Annotated in this window: 22 protein-coding genes; 14 read left to right on the top strand and 8 right to left on the bottom strand. The window is 42.3% G+C overall.

Annotated elements, in window-relative coordinates; all coding sequences use genetic code 11:
- The first annotated feature begins 6 nt into the window (after positions 1–6).
- From nrfH to ACT8YW_RS13900, 5 genes are read left to right on the top strand one after another with little or no spacing between them, the layout of a single operon-like run.
- Complete coding sequence (nrfH, locus tag ACT8YW_RS13880) at positions 7–606, top strand: cytochrome c nitrite reductase small subunit (protein WP_004297093.1); 600 nt, start codon at positions 7–9, stop codon at positions 604–606.
- A gap of 39 nt (positions 607–645) precedes the next feature.
- Positions 646–2127, top strand: a complete 1482-nt coding sequence (gene nrfA, locus ACT8YW_RS13885; RefSeq protein WP_444105630.1) for an ammonia-forming cytochrome c nitrite reductase — start codon at positions 646–648, stop codon at positions 2125–2127.
- A 12-nt stretch (positions 2128–2139) separates the two neighbouring features.
- Entirely contained in the window at positions 2140–3375 is a 1236-nt protein-coding gene (locus ACT8YW_RS13890) for a cytochrome c biogenesis protein ResB (RefSeq protein ID WP_444105632.1), read from the top strand.
- Positions 3372–4163: a cytochrome c biogenesis protein gene (locus tag ACT8YW_RS13895; RefSeq protein WP_004297090.1), complete on the top strand. Its 792-nt coding sequence runs from the start codon at positions 3372–3374 to the stop codon at positions 4161–4163. The genes ACT8YW_RS13890 and ACT8YW_RS13895 overlap by 4 nt, the downstream gene beginning before the upstream one ends.
- Before the next feature lie 29 nt (positions 4164–4192).
- The gene (locus ACT8YW_RS13900) at positions 4193–5473 is read left to right on the top strand and encodes an alginate export family protein (protein WP_032855959.1); all 1281 of its coding nucleotides are present in this window, start codon (positions 4193–4195) and stop codon (positions 5471–5473) included.
- Between the two features lie 66 nt (positions 5474–5539).
- Here ACT8YW_RS13900 and ACT8YW_RS13905 read toward each other — a convergent pair whose 3' ends face one another.
- From ACT8YW_RS13905 to ACT8YW_RS13930, 6 genes are all read right to left on the bottom strand, one after another.
- A complete protein-coding gene (locus ACT8YW_RS13905; protein WP_004297088.1) occupies positions 5540–6301 on the bottom strand; it encodes an NADPH-dependent oxidoreductase in 762 nt (253 codons plus the stop codon).
- Between the two features lie 40 nt (positions 6302–6341).
- The gene (locus tag ACT8YW_RS13910; protein ID WP_004309718.1) at positions 6342–7181 is read right to left on the bottom strand and encodes an aldo/keto reductase; all 840 of its coding nucleotides are present in this window, start codon (positions 7179–7181) and stop codon (positions 6342–6344) included.
- Positions 7178–8371, bottom strand: coding sequence for an MFS transporter (locus tag ACT8YW_RS13915; RefSeq protein ID WP_444105634.1), 1194 nt, complete (start codon positions 8369–8371; stop codon positions 7178–7180). Before ACT8YW_RS13915 ends, ACT8YW_RS13910 begins: the two co-directional genes overlap by 4 nt.
- A 9-nt stretch (positions 8372–8380) precedes the next feature.
- Positions 8381–9454, bottom strand: coding sequence for an alpha/beta hydrolase (locus ACT8YW_RS13920; protein ID WP_349079819.1), 1074 nt, complete (start codon positions 9452–9454; stop codon positions 8381–8383).
- Between the two features lie 376 nt (positions 9455–9830).
- Positions 9831–10667 (bottom strand): helix-turn-helix domain-containing protein, encoded by an 837-nt coding sequence (locus ACT8YW_RS13925; protein WP_444105636.1) that lies wholly within the window; start codon positions 10665–10667, stop codon positions 9831–9833.
- A gap of 136 nt (positions 10668–10803) precedes the next feature.
- A complete protein-coding gene (locus ACT8YW_RS13930; protein WP_004304055.1) occupies positions 10804–11493 on the bottom strand; it encodes a Crp/Fnr family transcriptional regulator in 690 nt (229 codons plus the stop codon).
- Between the two features lie 194 nt (positions 11494–11687).
- On the opposite strand from ACT8YW_RS13930, the gene ACT8YW_RS13935 reads away from it, so the two are divergent.
- The 3 genes from ACT8YW_RS13935 (at position 11688) to ACT8YW_RS13945 (ending at position 16609) form a co-directional block, all read left to right on the top strand.
- A complete protein-coding gene (locus ACT8YW_RS13935; protein WP_444105638.1) occupies positions 11688–12227 on the top strand; it encodes a flavodoxin family protein in 540 nt (179 codons plus the stop codon).
- A gap of 252 nt (positions 12228–12479) precedes the next feature.
- Positions 12480–13301 (top strand): MBL fold metallo-hydrolase, encoded by an 822-nt coding sequence (locus ACT8YW_RS13940; protein ID WP_444105639.1) that lies wholly within the window; start codon positions 12480–12482, stop codon positions 13299–13301.
- A gap of 17 nt (positions 13302–13318) precedes the next feature.
- A complete protein-coding gene (locus ACT8YW_RS13945) occupies positions 13319–16609 on the top strand; it encodes a S41 family peptidase (RefSeq protein ID WP_444105641.1) in 3291 nt (1096 codons plus the stop codon).
- 156 nt (positions 16610–16765) lie between these two features.
- Here ACT8YW_RS13945 and ACT8YW_RS13950 read toward each other — a convergent pair whose 3' ends face one another.
- Positions 16766–17437: a YczE/YyaS/YitT family protein gene (locus ACT8YW_RS13950; RefSeq protein ID WP_015532903.1), complete on the bottom strand. Its 672-nt coding sequence runs from the start codon at positions 17435–17437 to the stop codon at positions 16766–16768.
- Positions 17438–17592: 155 nt separating this feature from the next.
- Between ACT8YW_RS13950 and ACT8YW_RS13955 the strand changes: the two genes are divergently transcribed.
- Positions 17593–18483, top strand: coding sequence for a helix-turn-helix domain-containing protein (locus ACT8YW_RS13955; RefSeq protein WP_444105643.1), 891 nt, complete (start codon positions 17593–17595; stop codon positions 18481–18483).
- Between the two features lie 169 nt (positions 18484–18652).
- Here the strand turns inward: ACT8YW_RS13955 and ACT8YW_RS13960 are convergent, their stop codons facing one another.
- Complete coding sequence (locus ACT8YW_RS13960; protein WP_444105645.1) at positions 18653–20410, bottom strand: 1-deoxy-D-xylulose-5-phosphate synthase; 1758 nt, start codon at positions 20408–20410, stop codon at positions 18653–18655.
- A 178-nt stretch (positions 20411–20588) separates the two neighbouring features.
- Here ACT8YW_RS13960 and ACT8YW_RS13965 point away from each other — a divergent pair, with 178 nt between their 5' ends.
- From ACT8YW_RS13965 to ACT8YW_RS13985, 5 genes are all read left to right on the top strand, one after another.
- Positions 20589–21356, top strand: a complete 768-nt coding sequence (locus ACT8YW_RS13965) for a class I SAM-dependent methyltransferase (RefSeq protein ID WP_444105647.1) — start codon at positions 20589–20591, stop codon at positions 21354–21356.
- Positions 21357–21765: 409 nt separating this feature from the next.
- Entirely contained in the window at positions 21766–22797 is a 1032-nt protein-coding gene (locus ACT8YW_RS13970) for an alpha/beta hydrolase (protein WP_444105649.1), read from the top strand.
- A gap of 17 nt (positions 22798–22814) precedes the next feature.
- Positions 22815–22973: a hypothetical protein gene (locus ACT8YW_RS13975; RefSeq protein ID WP_444105651.1), complete on the top strand. Its 159-nt coding sequence runs from the start codon at positions 22815–22817 to the stop codon at positions 22971–22973.
- 92 nt (positions 22974–23065) lie between these two features.
- Positions 23066–23929, top strand: coding sequence for a DUF3737 family protein (locus ACT8YW_RS13980; protein ID WP_444105655.1), 864 nt, complete (start codon positions 23066–23068; stop codon positions 23927–23929).
- A gap of 3 nt (positions 23930–23932) precedes the next feature.
- The coding region (locus tag ACT8YW_RS13985) for a MalY/PatB family protein (RefSeq protein ID WP_444105652.1) at positions 23933–24833 on the top strand (901 nt) is incomplete at its 3' end.

Here is a 24833-nt window from a genome sequence, read left to right on the forward strand (position 1 = left end):
TTTCGTATGATGAAGTTTCCAATAATAAATCGACTCTTTCCTTCTTATAAATGGAAGGTAGCGGCTGTCATCATTGGCGGTGTTATTGTGGGTGGAGGAGCACTGTTTATGTATATGCTCCGGGCGCATACCTATCTTGGAGATGACCCGGCTGCATGCGTGAATTGCCACATTATGACTCCTTACTATGCAACCTGGTTCCATAGTTCACATGCCCGGAATGCCACCTGCAATGATTGTCATGTGCCGCATGAAAATGCTGTGAAGAAATGGACCTTTAAAGGGATGGACGGTATGAAACACGTGGCTGCATTTCTTACCAAAAGCGAGCCGCAGGTCATTCAGGCTCATGAAGCCAGTTCCGAAGTGATTATGAATAATTGTATCCGCTGTCATACACAACTCAATACAGAATTTGTGAAGACCGGGAAGATCGATTATATGATGTCACAGGTAGGAGAGGGGAAGGCTTGCTGGGATTGCCATCGTGATGTTCCTCATGGTGGAAAGAATTCCCTGTCCGGTACTCCGGGAGCGATTGTTCCCCTTCCGGAATCGCCTGTTCCCGAATGGCTCCGGAAGATGGTGAATCAGAAAGATAAATAGGAAATGAAATACGTAATAAAATAATAAAACCGATATACAATGGAAAAGAAATTAAAATCATGGCAAGGATGGCTGTTGTTCGGAGGTTCAATGGTCGTTGTATTTGTTTTGGGATTATGCGTTTCTGCGTTGATGGAACGGAGGGCGGAAGTTGCCAGCATTTTCAATAACCGTAAAAACGTTATCAAAGGGATTGAAGCACGAAATGAACTGTTTAAGGATGACTTTCCCCGTGAATACCAGACTTGGACGGAGACTGCAAAGACTGACTTTGAGAGTGAATTTAATGGAAATATTGCTGTAGATGCTTTGGAAAAACGTCCTGAAATGGTGATTCTATGGGCGGGATACGCTTTCTCAAAAGATTATTCCACTCCACGGGGACACATGCATGCCATTGAGGATATTACAGCATCTTTGCGTACCGGTTCACCCATGAGCCCGACCGAAGGTCCTCAACCGTCTACCTGCTGGACTTGTAAGAGTCCGGATGTTCCCCGTATGATGGAGGCATTGGGTGTCGATTCTTTCTATAACAATAAATGGGGGGCTATGGGCGCCGAAATTGTGAATCCTATCGGATGCTCCGATTGTCATGATCCCGAAACAATGAATCTTCATATCAGTCGTCCCGCTTTGATAGAGGCTTTCCAACGTCAGGGTAAAGACATCACTAAAGCTACTCCGCAGGAGATGCGTTCATTGGTATGTGCACAATGTCATGTGGAATATTATTTCAAAGGGGATGGTAAGTATCTGACTTTCCCCTGGGACAAAGGTTTTACGGTAGAAGATATGGAGGCTTATTATGATGAGGCCGGTTTCTATGATTATATTCATAAATTGAGCCGTACTCCGATTCTGAAAGCGCAGCATCCTGATTATGAGATTGCTCAAATGGGTATTCACGGACAGAGAGGTGTTTCTTGTGCCGATTGCCACATGCCATATAAAAGTGAAGGCGGTGTGAAATTCAGCGATCACCATATTCAGAGCCCGTTGGCTATGATTGATCGTACCTGTCAGGTTTGCCATCGCGAGAGCGAAGAGACTTTGCGTAATAATGTGTACGAACGTCAGCGTAAAGCGAATGAAATCCGCAACTGTTTGGAACAGGAATTGGCAAAGGCACATATCGAAGCTAAATTTGCTTGGGACAAGGGTGCTACGGAAGCGCAGATGAAAGATGTGCTCGCACTGATTCGTCAGGCACAATGGCGTTGGGATTTCGGAGTAGCTTCACACGGAGGTTCTTTCCACGCACCGCAGGAAATTCAGAGAATTCTTTCTCATGGATTGGATCGTGCCATGCAAGCCCGTCTGGCTGTATCCAAAGTATTGGCAAAGAATGGATATACGGGAGATGTTCCGATGCCGGACATTTCAACAAAGGCAAAAGCACAGGAATATATCGGCTTGGATATGGATGCTGAAAGAGCGACTAAGGAGAAATTCCTGAAAACAACTGTTCCGGCATGGTTGGAGAAAGCGAAAGAAAACGGCCGTCTGGCACAGAAATAAGAGAATTTATATATGTGGAGCAAACCATGGAGTTATAAAGAAGGGCTGGTGATTGGCGCAGGATTACTGGTGATAGGGCTATTGCTGCAAATGACAGTGGGAGCCATACATTGGGGCCTGTTTGCCTGTCCGGTCAATGTGATTGTGTTAGTGGTTTATATCATTGCTTTGGTAGCTATGCACCTTCTTCGCAAACGTGTCTATTTATTCGGATGGTTGAGTCATTATTCCGCTGCTGTCTCGTCTCTATTGTGGGTGGTCGGCATGACGGTAGTGATGGGACTGATCCGGCAGGCTCCTTCCGGTCATGCTCCGGCTGATCTGCTGGGATTTTCGCAGATGATTGCCTCCTGGCCTTTTGTTCTGCTCTACTTCTGGATGGTCACTATATTGGGACTGACGATTCTTCGTGCAGGTTTCTCTTTGAAGGTCAGCCGGATTTCTTTTCTTCTGAATCATATCGGATTGTTTATTGCATTGATAACGGCCACTTTAGGAAATGCAGATATGCAAAGGTTGAAAATGACAACCCGGATGGGAAGTGCCGAATGGCGGGCTACGGATGATAAAGGTCAACTGATTGAACTTCCGCTGGCTATCGAACTGAAGGATTTCACTATCGACGAATATCCTCCGAAACTGATGTTGATTGATAATGAAACCGGCCGTACGCTTCCCGAAAAATCTCCTGTACATGTATTGTTGGAAGAGGGAGTGACAAATGGCAGCTTGCAGGACTGGCAGCTAACTATTGAGCAATCTATTCCGATGGCTGCTTCTGTGGCTACCGAAGATACTTTGAAGTTTACTGAATTTCATTCGATGGGAGCGACTTATGCTGTCTATCTGAAAGCAGTCAATCAGAAGAATCAAACAACCAAAGAGGGATGGGTAAGTTGCGGTAGTTTTCTTTTTCCCTATAAGGCAATCCGGCTGGATTCTTTAACCAGTATTGTAATGCCGGAACGGGAACCGCAGCGATTTGTATCGGAAGTGAAGATTTACACACAAGAAGGAACGATCACGGGAGGAACCATTGAAGTGAACCGCCCGATGGAGATAGAAGGTTGGAAAATTTATCAACTTAGTTACGATGAAACAAAGGGACGATGGAGCGATATCAGTGTCTTCGAGTTGGTTCGCGATCCGTGGTTGCCGGTTGTTTACACAGGAATAATAATGATGATGGCAGGAGCCATCTGTCTGTTTGTCAGCGCACAAAAGAGGAAAGAGGAGGACAAAGCATGAGTTGGGAATACTTTATACTATTTGCAATAGCCGCACTGGTTTGTTGGGCTTTGGGAGCTTTTGCTGCCTGGAAAGGTACAAAAACGGGATGGGCTTATGGATTTACTTTCTTAGGTCTGGCTATTTTCTTCAGTTTCATTATCGGAATGTGGATTTCATTAGAACGTCCTCCGATGCGGACAATGGGAGAGACACGGCTGTGGTATTCTTTCTTCCTTCCGTTGGCGGGATTGATAACCTATGCACGCTGGAAATATAAATGGATTTTAAGTTTCAGTTGCATCCTTTCATTGGTCTTTATTTGTATCAATATCTTCAAACCGGAGATTCATAATAAGACGTTGATGCCTGCTTTGCAAAGCCCGTGGTTTGCCCCTCATGTCATTGTGTATATGTTTGCTTATGCTATGTTGGGAGCGGCGACGGTGATGGCCGTCTATCTGCTTTGGTTCAAAAAGAAGGAGATTGAACGGAAAGAAATGGATTTGTGTGACAACCTCACCTATGTAGGTCTGGCATTTATGACATTAGGTATGCTTACCGGAGCTATCTGGGCAAAAGAAGCCTGGGGACATTACTGGGCTTGGGACCCGAAAGAGACTTGGGCGGCAGCTACCTGGTTCGCTTATCTGGTGTATATCCATTTCAGATTGGGCAAGCCATTGAAGGCACGTCCTGCGTTGATTATTCTGTTAGTATCATTTGTCCTGTTGCAAATGTGCTGGTATGGAATCAATTACCTCCCGGCCGCGCAAGGAGTCAGTGTGCATACTTATAATTTAAATTGAAATATCGAATCACTTAAACTTCAATATCAATGAAAACACCTTATTGGTCATTCTTGCTTATGCTATTGCCAAGCATGGCATATACACAAAACACGGAGAAAGAGAATGAATTTACGATGTCTATGCAAATCAGACCTCGTGCGGAGTATCGGAATGGTGCATTAACTCCACGGGATGAAGGGGTAGCTCCTACATCTTTCATCAATAACCGTGCACGCCTCTCGATGGATTATAAACGTTCGGATCTGGAACTAAAGATGTCGGCACAGCATGTCGGTGTTTGGGGACAAGACCCGCAGATTGAGAAGAACGGGCGCTTTATGTTGAATGAGGCTTGGGCGAAACTGAACTTTGGTGAAGGGTTCTTTGCTCAACTGGGACGTCAGTCATTGATTTATGATGATGAACGTATTTTGGGAGGACTGGATTGGAATGTAGCGGGCCGTTACCACGATGCATTGAAGCTGGGATATGCCAACAAAAATAATGAAGTCCATCTGATTCTTGCTTTTAACCAGAATAATGACAATAGAACAAGTGGAGGTACTTACTATGATTCTTCTACCGGACAGCCTTATAAGAATATGCAAACCGTCTGGTATCATTATAAAGCGGATAATGTTCCGTTCGGAGCTTCTTTGTTGTTTATGAATCTGGGATTGGAAACGGGTGATAAAGCCACGGATGATTCTCATACCCGCTATTTACAAACAATGGGTACTTACCTCACTTATAAGAATAGTAACTGGAATCTGGATGGTGCTTTCTACTATCAGATGGGTAAGAATAAAGCTGCGGAGAAAGTTTCAGCTTTGATGGGTAGCATACAAGCCGCCTATACGTTTAATCAGACATGGGGAGCCGTGGCTAGTTTTGATTATTTAAGCGGTGATAAAGGAAATGGCGGTAAGTATAAGGCTTTTGATCCTCTTTATGGGACCCATCATAAATTCTATGGAGCAATGGATTATTTTTATGCTTCTACATTTGCAAACGGTTATGCACCGGGATTGATGGATGCTCGTATCGGAGGTCGTTTCCGTCTATCTGGCAAGGTAGATATGGAACTTAATTACCATTATTTTAGTACAGCCGTAAAGGTTCAGGACTTGAAGAAATATTTAGGATCGGAAGTCGATTATCAGATAAACTGGTCGATCATGAAAGATGTGAAACTCTCTGCCGGATATTCTTTTATGCGTGGTACGAAGACGATGGACGCTGTGAAAACCGGCAATCATAAAAGCTGGCAGGACTGGGGATGGGTATCGTTGAATATCAATCCGAAAGTATTTTTCACTAAATGGTAGAGAAATAAACAGAATGATGAGAATCCCGGTTGACTTATGTTGACCGGGATTTTAGGACTTTGATCTCTATACCGAATATCTGCTTTTAGCCGAGGTAAATCCCTGTTGACTTAAGGCATCCGCAACTCCTTTGTAATGAAACGGATGTCGGTAGAAATCAGCTGCCAGGTCTGTCCAGTTGCCTACACGATTATTCCATGGACGTTCTTTAAGATAATGGGCGTAGATAACGTCATATTCAGCGAGTTTATCTTTTAAATCAGTCTTATATGTCTCTTCGAAAAAGACAGCCTGTTGTGGAAAACGAGGCTTTAATCCCGGTTCTTCTGCGGGGTAGCCGATACATAATCCCAACATAGGAAAGACATATTCCGGAAGTTGCAATTCATGGACAATTTCCAGCGCATTTTTACGTACATCTCCAATAGGGACTGTTCCCAATCCCAATGATTCGGCAGCCACGACAGCCGCTTCGAGAGCGATACCGACTTCATGAGCTCCCACGAGCAATGTGTCAATGTCCTGCATTACTTCATCGAGCGTTTGCTCTTTCTTATGGCAGGCAAGAGCCACCCTATGGTAATCAGTACAGAACACGAGGAATACGGGAGCTTCGGCAATGTGTACCTGATTTCCGCATAATTCGGCTAAACGTCTTCTATGGTCGGTATTCTTTACTGCAATTATGGAAACGAGTTGCAGGTTTACCCAGTTCGGTGCGGCTTGTACGGCACGGATGATGGAGTTTAAATCTTCATCACTTACCGTTCTGTCGGTGTATGAACGGATGGAACGATGTGCCAGCATACTATCTATGACTTTATTCATTTTTCTTATTATAGTTCATAATTTATAGCATTTCATGTTATTACCAACCTGCCAATGGTATTTTCCGTGCCGGTGCGGGAAACGCGGTATCCAAATCATGCAAATCTTCCTCTGTCAGATGAATGGAAAGGCTTCGGAAATTATCTTCCACATGGGTTACATTACCGGCTTTGGGTATGGCAATGATACCGGGCTGACGCATCGTCCACGACAATGCGATTTGTGCAGGCGATACATCGTGTCGCCGGGCGATTTCCACCAATGTATGGTGGTGCAGAAGTCGTCCTTCTCCGATGGGCGAATAAGCCATAAGCGGCATTCTACGGGCAGCGCACCACGGCATGAGGTCGAACTCTATGCCCCGGTCGCCGAGGTTATAGAGTACCTGATCGGTGGCGCAGCCGCTTCCACCGGACAGTGAAACAATACGTTCCATGTCGGCTGTGTCCATATTACTGACACCCCATAAACGGATTTTTCCCTCTTGTTGCAATTCGGTCATCGCCCGAACGGTTTCTTCATAAGGATGGCGTCCTTTCCAGTGCAACAGGTAGAGGTCGATATACTCCGTTCCGAGCTTCAGCAAACTTCGTTCACAGGCGAGTTTCGTTCCACGATAGCTTGCATTACTCGGTAAAACTTTGCTCACGAGAAGCACTTTCTCTCTACAGTCGCGGACAGCTTCGCCTACCAGTTCCTCGTTGTCGTACATCTCGGCAGTATCGACAAGGTTCATTCCCAGCTCGATGCCATGTTGTAATGCCCGTATTTCTTCATGCCGCCGTGCGGCGGATTGTCCCATTTTCCATGTGCCTTGTCCCAACGGACAAACAGTTTGTCCATTCGGGAAAGTGATTATTGGTCGTTCTGTTTTCTTCATATTGTCACTGCCATTATGTGTTTATTGCGGCTCATTAAGCTATTCCTGATAATAATGCTTGCCACTCCGACAAGCAGGAATGCCACAGCTCCCAACGGAGATGATTGTGTTCCCCATACGGTTATGAACATGCCACATATTGCCGTTCCCAACGTTGTTCCGAGATTTGCGGCGGTCAGGAACAATCCGTTGGCAAAATCGGGTGCTTCGGTTGCCGACGTAGATACCATGAATTGATTCCCGTTATTTGCAATACCTGCGAATATTCCCAATATCAGAATGACGATTGACGTTGGTACGGTCAGTTTCCCTAGTCCGTAAAGTACGAGATAAAGTATCGCCATGATGGCAGGTACGTATTTCAACGTGGCGAAAGGACGTTGTGCCAACAATTTTCCGGCTGCGATATTTCCGACGATATTTGCCATGCCGTAAACAAACAGCAGAAGGCTGATTACCTTGAAGGAGACATCTGTAACCGTTATCAGGTAATCGGACAAGTAGCTGTAAAATCCGAACATGGCTGCATTCATCAGTAATGCCGCAAGGAAGGAGTTCCACAATACGGGCTTTCTCAATACGCTGAGTTGTGTGCCATACGATAACCGTTCCTTAACGGGCATGGACGGTATGAGGAAAATAGTGGCGAGCAGTACAAATGCATTGACAACGGTAAAAAATACCATTGCTGCAGAGAATGAAAATTCACTGGCGATGTAGCTCGTCACGGGCACTCCGAGCACCATTCCTGCCGATACTCCGGCAAAGATTTTGGAAACGGCTTTCGGAGCATCCTCCCGACTAACGGAAGAGGCTGCGGTTGAGAAAGCGATGGATACATAGAGCGGATGAAAGAATGCCGGAATCGCACGGGTTATCAACAGTACGGTAAAGTTCGTCGTGAAGACCGAAACGAGGTTGGAAATCACGAACACGGACAAGGCGAGCACCATGACCGTTTTACGGTTTACCCGTGAAAAAAGTAACGGTACGACGGGAGCAGAGAAGGCAATGATCAGCGCAAAGAGGCTGACCGTCCAACCCGCATCCGGCACCGTAACACCGAAGGTTTCGGCAATGATAGGGATGATGCCCACTACTCCCATTTCAGTATTCAATATTCCGAATACTCCGAGTGTGAGGATGAACATCAACAAGTGGTTATGCTTATTTTTAGTTGATATACTCATGTTTTTATTTTATTTGAGGTTTGACTTGAAAAATGCTTCCAGTTTGTCAAACGGAATCTTCCGGTCGTAAAGGTCGGTGTGGTTGGCTCCGGGAACGATTAGTAACTCCTTGTTTTTGCCCTTGAGGCGTTTGAAGGCATCCTCGCTGAAATAACGCGAATGGGCATTTTCGCCGTGAATGAGCAATACAGCATTGTCAATCTCGTGAATATAGGTTAACAATGGCATATTGATGAACGAAAGAGCCATCGTGGGGTTCCATGCACCATTAGAATTGATGGCACGGGCGTGAAAAGCACGTTCAGTCTTGTAATAATCGAAGTAGTCTTTGACGAATTGCGGCTCGTCGCCCTTGATGCTAGTGGGCAGACCGGGCGTACCGGGAGTGGCCGTGCCGTTCTGTGCATCACGGGTCCGGATAGCATTCATCGCCTCGCGTTTGTTGCGGCGTACTTCGGCACTGTCCTCGGCATCGAAATAGCCGTTGGCATTCACGCGGCTCATATCGTACATTGTAGAAGCTACTGTTGCTTTGATGCGCGTGTCCATTGCCGCGGCATTCAGTCCCATACCACCGAATCCGCAGATGCCGATGATACCGATGCGTTTGGCATCTACATTGGGGTGTGCAATCAGGAAATCCACTGCCGCGCTAAAATCTTCGGTGTTGATGTCGGGCGATGCCACATTACGGGGTTCGCCACCGCTCTCGCCCGTATAAGAGGGGTCGAACGCAAGGGTGAGGAATCCGCGTTCGGCCATTGTCTGCGCATAAAGTCCCGATGACTGTTCCTTCACAGCCCCGAAAGGGCCGCTAACGGCAATGGCAGGGACTTTACTTTCGATATTCTTGGGTTCGTACAAGTCGGCGGCAAGTGTGATGCCATAGCGGTTTTTGAAGGTTACTTTACGATGATTAACCTTGTTGCTCTGTGGGAACTTTTTGTCCCATTCCTGTGTAAGATTCAATGTGTCCATATGATTACTTGTTTTTTGATTTGTAATACCGTTCGTGCAGCCGGTAAGCAACCCCATACTTAACAAGGCTGCGATAGCTGCGGATTTAAAATTCGCTGTTCTCATCATTCTATTATTTAAATGGTTATTGTTCTATTTCATATTGCAAAGGTACGGCTATAAAATAAGCGGCACATTATTGTCGGGCTCAAAAGGAGTTACTCAAAAGCTCAACTATCTATTTCCTTAAAAGCTCCATGCAAATGGCTGGAAAAGTAGTTCTGAATTTATGATAATCAAGTTTGGCGGTGGACAATATGGCATCAGCATACACATTGCTATGAAGATTGTATGCTCTATATTTTCCGGTAAATTATCAGGGCTGCCCTTACCGTAAGGTTACTGTAAGGAACAAGCTGTAAGTTGATATTTAAGCCTCACTGCGATGTCGCAGTGAGGCTTAAATAATTTAATTAAAAAACTCAATATATTTTGCTCCGATTTACACGAATGTGGCGGTCGGCGGCATACCGTACTGTTTTTTGAAGGCGGTTGAGAAGTGAGACGGGTTCTTGAAACCGACTTCGGCATAAACATCCACGACCTTTTTGCCGCCCTCTTTCATCAGGGCGTAAGCTACTTCGAGTCGTTTACGGATAAGCCATTTTTCGGGAGTGAGGTCGCTGATTTTCTTGAAATCCCGTTTGAATGTGGCAAGGCTGCGTCCCGTGTAGTGTGACATCTCTTCCATCGTGAGCTCGTACATGTAGTTCTCGTTCATAAATTCCAGAATATCTATTTTCCACGGTTCATTGAAGTCGAAAAGCGTCGGCGCGAACTTTTTGTCGATATGTAATAATGCGAGCAGACCTTCCTGCAATTTCAGTTGCATCAGGTCATCCGCAGGTTTCACCTTCGGATCGAAGTAGGGCGTCATCGAAGCGAACAGACTGGCGAGTTCGGCCGTTTTCGGAAGTTTTATCACTCCGGAATTGAGTTTCGCGGTATTGGTCGGTACTTTACGTTGTTCCAACTTACCGTACATTTCACGTAAGAAACGACGTGTGAACATCAGGAAGATACCGCAGTAGCGTTCACCATCTTTCGTCTTCTTGTACATCGTAATGTGATGGTCGCGCGGTATGAAGACGCATTCGCCTTTTCCGACATGAATTTGCTCATTGCCATTGTCGAGAATCATCTCACCCGAATAGACGTAATTGATGGCATATTCGCGGGAGCGATGTACGCAGCCGCTGAGGTCATCATAGAAGAAGCTGTAGAATACATCGTTGTAATTGAAGATAAGCTTCATTTGCCCTAATTGTTCATCTGTCATATTTTTTTGCTTTTCTTTCTGATTGTAAATATAGCAAAAACAGTTTTATTTCTCTTCGGCTCATTTATATATTTAACTTGTTTTCGATATAAGAGCCATATTATTCCTTAGTTTCAACCCTGCCCCTGTTTCTTTATTATATGAATTTCTCTAAAGCGGCCTTATTCAAAATTTCCACCCGTTTCCCTTCCATAGTGATAAGCCCTTCCTTGATAATCTTATTAATTTCTTTCGATAAGGCGGGACGTGATACATTCAGGTATTCGGCAAGTTGGGATTGCGTATGTGTAATCTCCACTATCAGGGAATCTTTCTTCTTGTGCTCGAACAGATAAACGATAAATCTTTCCCGGACAGTCTTGCGGGAGAGTGGTTTCAGACGTGATACGGTACAGATATTGCAATTGCCTGCAATGCAGAGAAAATTGTGCAATACTTGCGGGTCCTGGCTGATAACTTTAAAGGTAGAATCCTTTGTTGCCATAAGTATCACACTGTCCTCAAGGGCAGTGAAAGTAGCCGGCAATGTGTTGTCCGAGCTAAAAAGATGTGGAGTGGCAAAAGTGCGTGGCGCAATGATATATTCAATCATCACTTCATTTCCCAGTCCGTCGATAATATCCGTGCGCAATTTCCCTTCCAACAACACATACAGTTTGTTGCAAGGCGTTCCCTGCGTAACAACTATCTCTTTCTTGTTTGCTATATAGACTACGAAATCTAGTTTCTCCAATAGGGATTCTTTAATGTTTAAGGGCAAATTCCGGAAAAGGGGGATTTGAAACAGCTTTTCTTTATGTGTGTCGGTCAGTTGTATTTTTTTCATTGTATCATGTTGTTCGTATTGTGGACAAAGATATAAATTAAATATTGGTAGAAAAAATCTTTTGTTATGTTTGAATCTGTAATCTGGGTATATTTCTCTGTAATTTATATACATTCGCTATGTTATAAATTGTCTATTTTTGCAGAGTGAAAAGACTGATTAATTCTGAAAGATGAAAGTAATAAAAGAAAGTTATGGCTAAAAAAGTTTTGATAATTTCGTCCAGTCCACGTAAAGGTGGTAATTCGGATTTGCTTTGTGATGAATTTATGAAAGGTGCTATCGAGGCGGGCAATGAAGTAGAGAAGATTTTTCTGAAAGACAAAACGGTTCATCCTTGTACGGGATGTAGTGTTTGCAGTATGTACGGTAAACCTTGTCCGCAGAAGGATGATGCAGCGGAAATTGTAGAAAAGATGATTGCTGCAGATGTGATTGTAATGGCAACCCCGGTCTATTTTTACACCATGTGCGGGCAGATGAAGATAATGATTGACCGCTGTTGCGCACGTTATACGGAAATAACCAATAAGGAATTTTATTTCATTATTGCGGCAGCAGAAAACGATAAAGCAATGATGGAGCGTACTATCGACGGCTTCCGTGGCTTCCTCGATTGCTTGGAAGGACCACAGGAAAAAGGGACGGTCTATGGAATCGGTGCATGGAAAGTAGGAGAGATTAAAGATACTCCCTACATGCAGGAAGCATATACTATGGGAAAGATGGTGTAACTGTTTGTTTTCCATATTAAAGATATTCATAAAGAATATGATAAAATGGATTGTTCGAATATTTGAGATATAGTTTCGAACTTAACTTTTAAAACCTGACGGGAAATCTGGAAAAGACGGTTATGTTTTCCAGATTTTCCCCTTTTTACGATTACTTAATTGACTGGATTGCTTGTTCTGCCACAGAATTATTATAATTTTGTGGCAGAACTTTTTATTTTGTATAATTCGTTTGATAACTAACTAAGTATCATGGGCTATAAAATAACGACTCTTGTGGAGAATTGTGTCTATGGACGTAAATTGCAGGCAGAACATGGTCTTTCTCTATATATCGAGACTCAAGAACATAGATTACTTTTCGATACGGGAGCATCCGACTTGTTTATCCGTAACGCCCGCTTGTTGCATATTGACTTGCAAAAAGTAGATTATTTGATATTATCTCATGGTCACAGCGATCATACGGGCGGACTACGTTATTTTTTGGAATTGAATACACAGGCAACCGTTGTCTGTAAGCGTGAGATTTTTTCTCCTAAATTCAAGGATGAACGTGAGAACGGGATGATGCATACACAAAACCTCGATCGTTCCCGTTTCCGCTTTATTGCAGAGCAGACCGAACTGCTTCCCGGAGTTTTCCTTTTTCCCTCTATTGATATTATAAATCAGGCAGATATCCATTTTGAACGTTTCTGGGTTCAGCAAGAAGATGGATGCAAAATACCGGATACTTTTCAGGATGAATTGGCGATGGTATTGGTGGAACCGGAAGGATTTTCCGTATTAAGTGCCTGTTCTCATCGGGGAATAACCAATATTTTGCGTACGGTTCAGGCTGCCTTTCCCGAATCTCCTTGTAAATTACTTCTGGGAGGTTTTCATATCCATAACGCGGAAAAACAAAAATATCAGGTCATTGCAGATTATTTACAGGAATATCTTCCCCGACAGATTGGCGTTTGTCATTGTACGGGAGTGGATAAATATGCCTTCTTTTACAAAGACTTTGGTGACAGCACATTTTATAATTACACGGGAAAACTAATTCAAACCGATTTATCGGAATAAATTTATAATAATTTGATATGAAGAAACTAATAACTTCTTTAGCGCTGGTACTATCAGCATTATCCAGCTATGCAATTACTCCTTTGTGGATGCGTGATGCACGTATTTCACCGGATGGATCAGAAATTGTTTTTTGTTACAAGGGTGACATTTATAAAGTCCCTGCACAAGGAGGAACAGCTGTTCAACTCACCACACAAACCTCTTATGAAGCCAATCCGGTTTGGTCGCCCGATGGCAAGCAAATTGCGTTTGCCAGTGACCGGAATGGAAATTTTGACTTATTCATCATGCCTGCTGACGGAGGTGCTGCCCGGCGACTGACCTATCATTCTGCATCAGAAATACCGTCGGCTTTTACTCCGGATGGAAAGTATGTCTTTTTCTCTGCCTCTATACAGGATCCGGCAAGCAGTGCCCTGTTTCCTACAGGAGCAATGACGGAATTATATAAAGTTCCTGTTGCTGGCGGACGTACCGAGCAAGTGCTGGGTACTCCTGCCGAACTGGTCTGTTTTGATAAAACAGGGAAGAACTTTCTTTATCAGGATCGTAAAGGGTTTGAGGATGAATGGAGAAAGCATCATACTTCTTCCATTACGAGAGATATTTGGTTATATAATGCCCAAACGGGAAAACATACGAACCTGACAAACCGGGAAGGAGAGGATCGTAATCCTGTGTATGCAGCTGACGGAAATACAGTCTATTTTTTAAGTGAGCGTGATGGAGGTTCCTTCAATGTGTATACTTTCCCTTTGAATACTCCACAGGAAGTGAAAGCTGTGACTACTTTCAAAACTCACCCGGTACGTTTTTTGTCTGTCAGCGATAAAGGTACCTTATGTTATACCTATGATGGTGAGTTATACACACAGAAGTCTGGTGCACGTCCGGAAAAAGTAAAAGTAGAACTTGTCCGTGATGATGAGCAGCAGCTTGCTACACTTAAATTCTCGCAGGGAGCAACTTCCGCTTCTGTATCTCCGGACGGTAAACAAGTTGCTTTTATTGTACGTGGTGATGTGTTTGTGACCTCAACTGATTATGCTACCACCAAGCAAATCACAAATACTCCGGCAAAAGAAGCTGCCGTTTCTTTTGCTCCGGACAACCGGACACTGGTTTATGCCAGCGAGCGAACTGGTAATTGGCAACTTTATACCGCCAAAATAAGTCGTAAGGAAGACCCGAATTTCCCTAATGCTACTCTTATTGAAGAGGAAGTATTATTACCGTCCAAAACGGTAGAACGTGCTTATCCGCAATATTCACCGGACGGCAAAGAATTGGCTTTTATCGAAGACCGTAATCGTTTGATGGTACTCAATTTGAAAACAAAAAAGGTACGTCAGGTAACGGATGGTTCTACATGGTATAACACCGGAGGAGGATTCGATTACGAATGGTCGCCTGACGGTAAATGGTTCACTCTCGAATTTATAGGTAACCGTCACGATCCTTATTCGGATGTAGGCATTGTCAGCGCACAGGGAGGGGCAATTACTAATCTGACAAATAGTGGATATATCAGTGGTGCTCCGCGTTGGGTACTCGATGGGAATGCTATTCTTTTCCAAACCGAACGCTATGGTATGCGTGCGCACGCTTCCTGGGGATCGCAGCAAGATGTGATGTTGGTGTTTCTCAATCAGGATGCTTATGATCGTTACCGTTTGAGTAAGGAAGATTTCGAATTACTCAAGGAATTTGAAAAGGAACAGAAGAAAGTAAAAGAGAAAGACGATGAGAAGACGAAAGACGGAAAGAAGTCTAAGGCGGAAAAAGCAGATAAAGGAAATGCTGACAAAGACAAGATCGACGAGGATAAGGCAGACCAAAAAGAGATACTTGTCGAGCTGAACGGCATTGAAGACCGTATCGTACGTCTGACTCCCAACTCTTCCGACTTGGGTAGTGCCATACTTTCAAAAGACGGGGAAGATCTTTACTATTTCTCTGCGTTCGAAGATGGATATGACCTTTGGAAAATGAATCTCCGTGAAAAAGATACGAAACGTCTGCACAAACTCAATACCGGTTGGGCATCGTTGATGTTGGACAAAAAAGGAGATATCTTTTTGTTGGGAAGCCGGATTATGCAAAAGATGGATGCCAAGTCGGATGCGTTGAAGTCCATCAGCTATCAGGCTGAAATGAAAATGGATTTGGCTGCCGAACGTGAAACGATGTTTGACCATGTGTACAAACAGCATCAAAAACGTTTCTACAATGTCAATATGCACGGGGTTGACTGGGATGCTATGACTAATGCTTATCGTAAGTTCTTGCCTCATATTGATAACAATTATGACTTTGCAGAATTATTGAGTGAGTGGTTGGGTGAGCTGAATGTTTCACATACCGGAGGACGTTATTCTCCCAAAGGAAAAGGAGATGTCACTTCTAATCTCGGACTCTTGTTCGACTGGAATTATCAGGGAAAAGGAATGCAGATTGCCGAAGTAATAGAAAAAGGTCCGTTCGATCATTCACGTACCAAAGTAAAGGCTGGTTGCATCATTGAAAAGATTAATGGAGAAGAGATAACTCTCGATAATGACATAACCTGCTTGCTGAATAATAAAGCAGGGAAGAAAACATTGATTTCAATCTACAATCCACAAAGTAAAGAGCGTTGGGAAGAAGTGGTGATGCCGGTCACCAACGGGCAACTGAATGGATTGTTATACAAACGTTGGGTAAAACAACGTGCGGCAGATGTTGAAAAATGGTCGAAAGGACGTTTGGGATATGTTCATATTCAGTCGATGGGAGATGACAGCTTCCGTACTGTATACTCGGACATTCTGGGAAAATATAACAACTGCGAAGGCATTGTGATTGATACCCGTTTCAACGGTGGTGGCCGTCTGCATGAAGATATTGAAATACTGTTCAGTGGTCAGAAATATTTTACACAAGTGGTACGCGGACGTGAAGCTTGTGATATGCCGAGCCGTCGTTGGAACAAACCTTCCATTATGCTGCAATGTGAAGCTAACTACTCGAATGCACACGGAACTCCGTGGGTATATAAACATCAAAAGATTGGCAAACTTGTCGGTATGCCTGTTCCGGGTACTATGACAAGTGTGTCCTGGGAAACTTTACAAGATCCTTCATTGGTTTTTGGTATTCCTATCGTCGGTTATCGTTTGCCTGACGGCAGTTATTTGGAAAATACCCAATTGGAACCGGATGTAAAGGTTGCCAATAATCCGGAAACAGTAGTCAAAGGAGAGGATACCCAACTAAAGGTGGCTGTGGATGAACTTCTGAAAGAGATAGATAGTCAGAAGAAGTAAATACGAGTATAATTATATCTAAAATAAAGAATCGCTTCTTTGAAAGAATCAATTAGATTCTTACAGAGAAGCGACTTTCTTTTATAGCGATTTTCTTATATTGATCTTTTTATATGACTCCTTTTATAAGGCGTTTATTTTAAATAGATATAGGGCTTACTTCCAGACCGGCAGTAATCTATGGAGGGTTTTTCTAGTCATTATCTTCTGATTCAGGAAGCTGACGATATATCCCGTTATACAAGCGGCAATGAGTGATCCTTCGCGTACTCCCTGAATACCTTGAGTCAGCAGGAGCGAGAGAATCACGGCTAATGTAACCAAAGTAATATCAAAATAAACTTTGAACTTTCCAAATTCCTTGTTATAATGGCGGGATGCATATTTCACAAATGCTTCTGCGCTCATCATGGCTACTCTTGGTTTCAGTTCAAGCACTACTCCGATAGACTGCACCATGCATCCTGTAAGTAATAAAGCAATCGACATACCATAATTAGCGGGATGCAGTTCGCTTGTCAGCATCATATTAAAATCAATGAATGCCGAAAAGATAAAAGAGAACGGTAGCTGAAGAAGAATTTCAATAATATCCTGTCGGGTTCTATTCTTTCGGATTAACCAAAATTGTCCCAGGATAAGCACCATGTTGATGATAAATGTGCAAGTACCCAACGATAAAGGACTATTCAGGCTTAACACATAATTGATGCTCGATATGGGAGTAGTTCCCAATGCCGAGCGTATAATCAACACGATACCTGCCGCTAGAAAATAGAGTCCGATAACAAACACTAAATACCTCTTAAAAATCTCTTTCATTTCCATGTCTTTTTAACCTCTTTCTATTGATTTCCTTCTCATGTATTGAAAAGGATATGCAAAGGTCCTGTTTTTTACTCTGAAATAGATTATCTAATTCCATACAGTTTTTGTCATATCCGAAACAAATCGTATTTTTACGTCATAAAATAAAGGTGTAAATGGTAAAATCTCGTATATTTGATAATACACAACTATTGAAGGAGCATCCTGAACTTCCTCATTATAAAGAGGAGGTAGTCTGTTTCCGGAGTGAATATAAAGACAGAAGTTATCCGGCAAATGAATGTTATTTCAATCGGGAGCTTTATATGATATTCGTTCTTGAAGGCCGTTCGGAAATTCTACTGAATGGAGAGTATATTGCGATAGAACCGAATATGTTACTTATTCATGGAGCAAATTATCTCACGGAACATCTTTATTCAAGTCGGGATATTAAATTTATCACTCTTGCCCTTTCCGAATCTATGCGGACGGACGATTCATATCTGACACAAATCACGGCAATTCTGTTGGCAACCATGAGACGGAATAAGCAATATACGATTCAGTTGACGGAGTATGAAGCTCAAATCATCCATAAGGAGCTGGAAGTATTGATGCATCTGATGAATATTGAACATCATTTCCTTTTCCGGCGTATACAGGCAGCGTGCAATTCTCTGTTTTTGGATATAGCAGATTTTCTTTCCCGAAAGACCGTTATCAAAAAAGAGATCAGTCGTAAAGACCACGTTCTGCAAGAATTTCATGCACTCGTTACTCGTAATTTCAGGGAAGAACATTTCGTGAGCTTTTATGCGGATAAACTGGCTATTAGTGAACAGTACCTGGCACGCATTGTACGTCTTGGAACAGGTAAGACTATCAATAGCCTTATTAATGAATTATTAGTAATGGAAGCGCGTACTTTATTGAGTTCTACCAAATTTACGGTTGGCGAGATTGCTACTAAACTGGGATTTAGTGATGCAGCCGGTTTTTGTAAGTTCTTTAAAAGAAATGCGGGACAGACTCCGTTGAATTATCGGAAAGGATTATTGATTTGAACGGAAAGGATTGCTGAACTGAATGGGGAATTACTGAACTGAATAGGGAATATAATGAATTTAAATAATAAGTTGACTGATTTGAATGAAAATGGAAGTAGGTTGATGCAACTGTCCTTAAAGACCGTATACATCAACCTACCTGAATATATAGTGAATGGGTTTGATTTTAACCGATCACTGCTGTGATATCTTCTACAATCTGTTCATCCGTCAGATGATTGGCACGGAGAAACTCCTGTATATCATATCGGTCAACAAATTCTTTTTTAGCTCCAAAGTTCAGAACTTTCATGTTTGTAGCACCATAATAACGGGCAATCTTTTCACCGAAACCGCCATCCAATACACCGTCTTCCAACGTAATCACTAATTCGTGATCTGCTTTCAGTTCATCCATCAGTTCGTTGTCTACACCGGTGATGTAACGTGGATTGATGAGTGTTGCATCAATATTGGCTTTTTCTTTCAGAAGTGATGCAACCGACTGTCCCAATCCATAGAACGAACCTAAAGCAAGAATGGCTACTTTCGATCCACGATGCGTCACTTTATAGCGATTGAGAACACTATAATCAGTCTCCACCGGTTCCCCACAAGTAATTACATCTGTTGCCGGCACACGGATAGCAACCGGGTGTTCATTTTGGCGGATGCTCCATTCTAGCATAGCAAGATATTCCTCTTTGCAAGTCGGTGCCAGATAAACCATATTCGGAATATTACTGATAAGCGGAATATCGAAGAAGCAGAGGTGAGTTACATCATTCATTCCGGACAGTGTACCCCAGAATACCAACAAAACAGCCGGGTTATTATTGATACAGAGGTCTTGCGAAAGTTGATCGTATGAACGTTGGATAAATGTACTATACACTCCGTAAACAGGTTTTCCGCCATTGGCTGCGATACCCGAAGCAAGAGCTACTGCGTGTTCTTCTGCAATACCGACATCTACAAACTGTTTGCCAGCTTCCTGGCGGCGGTCCGGAGTGAATCCGAGAACGGCAGGAGTACCTGAAGTGATTGTCACCACACGAGAATCTTCTTTCATCTTTTTCAGCAGATATTGAGCGGTTACTTCGCTGTAATCTTCTTCCTCATAACTGACTTTTGCTTCTCCGGTTTCCGGATTGAATGGAGTGCGCCAGTGATAAGTCTCTTTATCTTGTTCGGCACGTGCATAACCTTTACCTTTCAAAGTGTTGATGTGTACTACTATCGGATGCTGAATATCTTTCACTTTGGAGAACGCTTCAATCAATGCTTGTACGTCGTTACCCTCATTTACATATATATAGTCCAGTCCCATAGCCTTGAAGAAATTACATTCACACTGACCGTTGCTGTCACGCAATTCTTTCAGATTCCTGTATAGACCTCCATGATTTTCAGCGATAGACATTTGGTTATCATTGACGATAATAATCATGTTGGTGCCAAGCTCTGCTGCATAATCCAATCCTTCAAAAGCTTCCCCTCCGCTTAAGGAGCCGTCGCCTATGACAGCTATGATATTTTCATTGCCGCCTGTGAGGTCGCGTCCTTTAGCCAATCCGCTGGCCAGACTGACAGAAGTAGAAGTATGACCGATTACAAAGAAGTCGTGTTCGCTTTCTTGTGGTTCGGTATAACCGGACACAAGATCGTATTCTTCCGGATGAAGAAAAGCGTTTTTACGGCCAGTCAGCATCTTGTGTACATAACTTTGGTGCGATACATCGAATACGATTTTATCTTTTGGAGAATTGAATACATAGTGCAAGGCAATAGTTGCTTCCACCATTCCGAAGTTGGGTCCAAAATGCCCGCCATGTTCGCTTAACTTTTGTAGGAGTGACACACGGATTTCATCACTTAACTCGTTTAGCTCTTTTACCGACAGCTTCTTTACATCTGCCGGAGAATAAATATTTTCTAAGTACATATCAAACAGTTTTTTACGTTTATACCTATTATCTTTATCACACTGCAAAGATACTGCTGATTTTAGATTCGGTTTGTATATAGATTACGGATTATTTTACCTATATTACCGACCTTGGAAAATAGGACTGACGATAAACATAAAAATAGTAGATAATATATATTGGAGGACAACATATATGAATAGTGATTATAAAGTGGGCGATTTAATTTATGATGCAAATATTTATGATGCAATGAATACTAATCTAGATGATTGGTACTTTTATAAGCGATGGCTGCCGGAAAACAAGGATGCCCGGATACTTGAACTTTGTTGTGGTACGGGCAGGCTCACTCTGCCCATTGCAAAGGAAGGATATGATATTACTGGGATTGATTATACCCCTTCAATGCTTGCCCAGGCAAAAATTAAAGCTTCCGAAGCAGGATTAGAAATAAGTTTTATCGAGGCAGATATCAGAACTTTGGATTTGCCGGAAAAATACGACTTTATCTTTATTCCGTTTAATTCAATTCATCATTTATATAAGAATGAAGATTTATTTAAGGTATTTAATGTCGTTAAGAATCACCTCAAAGACGGTGGCTTATTTCTGTTTGATTGTTTTAATCCGAATATCCAATATATAGTTGAAGGTGAAAAAGAGCAGAAAGAAATTGCTGCATATACAACCGATGACGGTAGAGAAGTATTGATAAAGCAGACAATGCGATATGAAAATAAAACTCAGATTAACCGTATCGAATGGCATTATTTTATCAATGGCAAGTTTAACTCTATTCAAAATCTGGATATGAGAATGTTCTTCCCTCAAGAATTAGATTCATATTTGGAATGGAATGGTTTTCATATTATTCATAAGTATGGCGGATTTGAAGAAGAGGCATTTGACGATAATTCGGTAAAACAGATATTTATTTGTCAATGTGACTTAGTGTATTGAGATTTTATTAATAAATAAGTGAAAATGTAATTTGTCGGCAATCAGTATGGTAGCGTGGTTGCCTAAAGGCCTTTTGGGGCTGTCCTTATCCTTTTGAACTGGAAGTACTCATCAGAATTCTTTTTCAGTTTCGACTTTTCTCATTTTGTTTAATGATTCTTTAGTTACTTCTTGTAATAAACTTGGCGTTCGCTAAAGTAGGAAGTCTGACTTTGGCTTCCTTGGTTTTGATACTTACCTCATTTCCTTAAATAAGTTAGAATAGATATTATAGCACTTGATAAAAAATATAATCCGTAATTGGGGTTATTATGTCAGTAATTCATCTACAAACAGTCTCTTTCTTTCATCGTATTTTTGCAATGTAGAAAGTAGACAATCAATTCTTTAATAATTAAAAATAAGAGATATGAAACGGATTTTATTATTAACAACTGTATTTATGATGATGCTTGGAACTAATTTTTCTTCTGCACAGACAGATGCAGATAACTTTTATAAAAGTGATTTGGTAAGTGTGGAGAAAGTTTCTTTTTCCAACCAGTATAAAATGAAGGTAGCCGGAAATTTGTTTCTGCCTAAGAATATGAAAGAAGGGGACAAATACCCTGCAATCATTGTCGGACATCCAATGGGAGCTGTCAAGGAACAGAGCGCGAACCTTTACGCAACGAAAATGGCCGAACGGAGTTTTGTAACACTCTCCATAGACCTGTCTTTTTGGGGTGGGAGTGAAGGCGAGCCGCGTAATGCTGTTCTGCCGGAAGTTTATGCGGAAGACTTTAGTGCCGCAGTTGATTTTTTAGGTACCCGTCCATTTGTTGACCGGAATCTGATTGGAGTAATCGGTATTTGCGGTAGTGGAAGTTTTGCTATCAGTGCAGCGAAAATAGACCCTCGCCTTAAAGCCATTGCAACAATCAGTATGTACAATATGGGTACGGCTAGCCGTAACGGGTTAAAACACTCATTGACATTGGAACAGAGAAAGCAAATAATGGCTGAAGCGGCAGAACAGCGTTATGCTGAATTTTTAGGTGGAGAAACTAAATATACCGGTGGCACTGTACATCAACTGACAGAAAAGTCCAGTCCGATTGAACGGGAGTTCTATGAGTTCTACCGTACACAAAGAGGAGAATTTACCCCCGACGGAGCAACTCCTATGACCACCACTCATCCTACACTTTCAAGCAATGTGAAATTTATGAATTTCTATCCTTTCGAAGATATTGAGACTATTTCACCCCGCCCTATGCTTTTCATCACCGGTGAAAATGCCCACTCACGTGAATTTAGTGAAGACGCCTACCGATTGGCCGCCGAACCTAAAGAACTGTATATAGTACCCGGTGCCGGACACGTAGATCTTTACGATCGTGTGAGCCTTATTCCATTTAATAAACTGGAATCTTTTTTTAAGGAATATCTAAAGAAATAAGTTTTAATACTATAAATATGAGATACTATATAATAGCAATTCTTACTATGTTGACATTATCGGTCGGTTCCGCATCATGTAGCGAAGATGAACCCATACAGGGAACAGGGCAACAAGTGACTCCGGGTAATGGTTCTAGTGATAATGGCAGTAATCATACAGCTATACCCGTTTAGGGCGTATAACTAATCCTTCAGGGCTGCTTTCTGCCCTTGGAGCGGGAAGTGTAAATGTGATTTTGAAATAACAGACTAAAAAAAATAAAATGATGCAACAAATAAGGAATAAAGAATATGGAGGCGAACGTCCTCTATTTGCAACCCATGACCTTCAGTTGGAGGACGTTACGATTCACACCGGTGAATCTGCACTGAAAGAATGTAGTAATATCATAGCAATAAATTGCCGTTTTGAAGGGAAATATCCCTTTTGGCATACCAATGGATTCACAGTGAAGAATTGTCTTTTTACAGAAGGGGCTCGTGCCGCTTTGTGGTATTCCCAAAGTCTGCAAATGGCAGATACTTTAGTGGAAGCACCGAAGATGTTCCGTGAAATGGACGGGATAAAACTCGAAAATGTGCAGTTGCCCAATGCCTTGGAAACGTTTTGGTATTGTCGTAATATAGAACTGAAGAACGTACAGATTGATAAAGCAGATTATCTTTTTATACACAGCGAGAATATTCATATACAAAATTACGCTCAAAATGGGAACTATTCGTTTCAATATTGCAAGAATGTAGAAATCCGTAATGCAGTTATCAATTCTAAAGATGCTTTTTGGAATACAGAAAATGTAACTGTCTATGATTCGGAACTGAACGGAGAATATCTGGGATGGCATTCTAAAAAACTGCGTTTGGTAAATTGTAAGATTTCGGGCACTCAACCTCTTTGTTACGCACATGATCTGGTGATGGAAAATTGTACGATGGCGGAGGATGCTGACCTTGCTTTTGAGCACAGTAGCGTAAAAGCAACGATTAAAAGTTCGATTCATAGTGTGAAAAATCCTCGTACGGGGAGTATTGTAGCCGAAAGTTTCGGAGCTATTATCTTGGATGAAAATATGAAAGCACCGGGAAATTGTGAATTGAAGCTCTGGGACGACCTAACCTGTTTTGATTGAAATATGAAATATAATTTCGATGAAATTATTCCACGCAGAGGTACGAATTCCTATAAATGGGATTCGTCCGCGGATGCGGATGTCTTGCCGATGTGGGTAGCTGATATGGATTTCCGTACGGCTCCCCCTGTCGTTGAGGCACTGAAGAAGCGGGTGGAACATGGGATTTTCGGATATGTACGCGTACCTGACGCATACTACGAAGCGATAACCAACTGGTTTGCAGGACGACATACCTGGCAGATAGAAAAAGAATGGATTATTTATACTACCGGAGTTGTACCGGCAATATCTGCTGCAATTAAAGCACTGACAGTACCCGGCGATAAAGTGATGGTGCAGACACCTGTATATAACTGTTTTTTCTCTTCTATTCGCAATAACGGATGCGAGATGATTGCCAATCCTTTAGTGTATAGAAACAGAGGGTATCAGATTGACTTTGATGATTTGGAGAGGAAAGTTTCCGATCCAAAGGTAAAACTCATGTTGTTATGTAATCCGCATAATCCTGTCGGAAGAGTATGGAGTAAGCAGGAATTAAGGCGGATAGGTGAGATTTGTATTCGGAATAATGTGTTTGTGATCGCTGATGAAATTCATTGTGAATTAGTTTTTCTAGGGCATGAATATACTCCTTTCGCTTCTATATCAGAAGAGTTTCTTATGAATTCGGTAACCTTTGTTTCGCCTAGCAAGGCTTTCAATCTGGCAGGGCTTCAGATAGCCAATATTATTTCTGCAGATGCAAATGTACGGGTGAGTATAGATAAAGCGATTAATATAAATGAAGTATGTGATGTGAATCCTTTCGGAGTGGAGGCGTTGATGGCTGCATACAATGAGGGCGAAGAATGGCTGGAGGAACTTAAAATCTATTTGTTTGCGAATTACATCTATTTAA

The sequence above is a fragment of the Bacteroides sp. genome, from assembly GCF_052357945.1.
GTDB lineage: Bacteria > Bacteroidota > Bacteroidia > Bacteroidales > Bacteroidaceae > Bacteroides.

Bases quoted from the DNA above. Each gene is read 5' to 3' on its own strand.
- ACT8YW_RS13955 (WP_444105643.1), top strand. From the start codon at position 17,593: ATGGTAAAATCTCGTATATTTGATAATACACAACTATTGAAGGAGCAT.
- ACT8YW_RS13910 (WP_004309718.1), bottom strand. From the start codon at position 7,181: ATGAAGAAAACAGAACGACCAATAATCACTTTCCCGAATGGACAAACT.
- ACT8YW_RS13935 (WP_444105638.1), top strand. From the start codon at position 11,688: ATGGCTAAAAAAGTTTTGATAATTTCGTCCAGTCCACGTAAAGGTGGT.
- ACT8YW_RS13960 (WP_444105645.1), bottom strand. From the start codon at position 20,410: ATGTACTTAGAAAATATTTATTCTCCGGCAGATGTAAAGAAGCTGTCG.
- ACT8YW_RS13915 (WP_444105634.1), bottom strand. From the start codon at position 8,371: ATGAGTATATCAACTAAAAATAAGCATAACCACTTGTTGATGTTCATC.
- ACT8YW_RS13970 (WP_444105649.1), top strand. From the start codon at position 21,766: ATGAAACGGATTTTATTATTAACAACTGTATTTATGATGATGCTTGGA.
- ACT8YW_RS13965 (WP_444105647.1), top strand. From the start codon at position 20,589: ATGAATAGTGATTATAAAGTGGGCGATTTAATTTATGATGCAAATATT.
- ACT8YW_RS13975 (WP_444105651.1), top strand. From the start codon at position 22,815: ATGAGATACTATATAATAGCAATTCTTACTATGTTGACATTATCGGTC.
- ACT8YW_RS13980 (WP_444105655.1), top strand. From the start codon at position 23,066: ATGCAACAAATAAGGAATAAAGAATATGGAGGCGAACGTCCTCTATTT.
- ACT8YW_RS13940 (WP_444105639.1), top strand. From the start codon at position 12,480: ATGGGCTATAAAATAACGACTCTTGTGGAGAATTGTGTCTATGGACGT.
- ACT8YW_RS13895 (WP_004297090.1), top strand. From the start codon at position 3,372: ATGAGTTGGGAATACTTTATACTATTTGCAATAGCCGCACTGGTTTGT.
- ACT8YW_RS13900 (WP_032855959.1), top strand. From the start codon at position 4,193: ATGAAAACACCTTATTGGTCATTCTTGCTTATGCTATTGCCAAGCATG.
- ACT8YW_RS13945 (WP_444105641.1), top strand. From the start codon at position 13,319: ATGAAGAAACTAATAACTTCTTTAGCGCTGGTACTATCAGCATTATCC.
- ACT8YW_RS13920 (WP_349079819.1), bottom strand. From the start codon at position 9,454: ATGAGAACAGCGAATTTTAAATCCGCAGCTATCGCAGCCTTGTTAAGT.
- ACT8YW_RS13950 (WP_015532903.1), bottom strand. From the start codon at position 17,437: ATGGAAATGAAAGAGATTTTTAAGAGGTATTTAGTGTTTGTTATCGGA.
- ACT8YW_RS13905 (WP_004297088.1), bottom strand. From the start codon at position 6,301: ATGAATAAAGTCATAGATAGTATGCTGGCACATCGTTCCATCCGTTCA.
- ACT8YW_RS13930 (WP_004304055.1), bottom strand. From the start codon at position 11,493: ATGAAAAAAATACAACTGACCGACACACATAAAGAAAAGCTGTTTCAA.
- nrfH (WP_004297093.1), top strand. From the start codon at position 7: ATGATGAAGTTTCCAATAATAAATCGACTCTTTCCTTCTTATAAATGG.
- ACT8YW_RS13925 (WP_444105636.1), bottom strand. From the start codon at position 10,667: ATGACAGATGAACAATTAGGGCAAATGAAGCTTATCTTCAATTACAAC.
- nrfA (WP_444105630.1), top strand. From the start codon at position 646: ATGGAAAAGAAATTAAAATCATGGCAAGGATGGCTGTTGTTCGGAGGT.
- ACT8YW_RS13890 (WP_444105632.1), top strand. From the start codon at position 2,140: ATGTGGAGCAAACCATGGAGTTATAAAGAAGGGCTGGTGATTGGCGCA.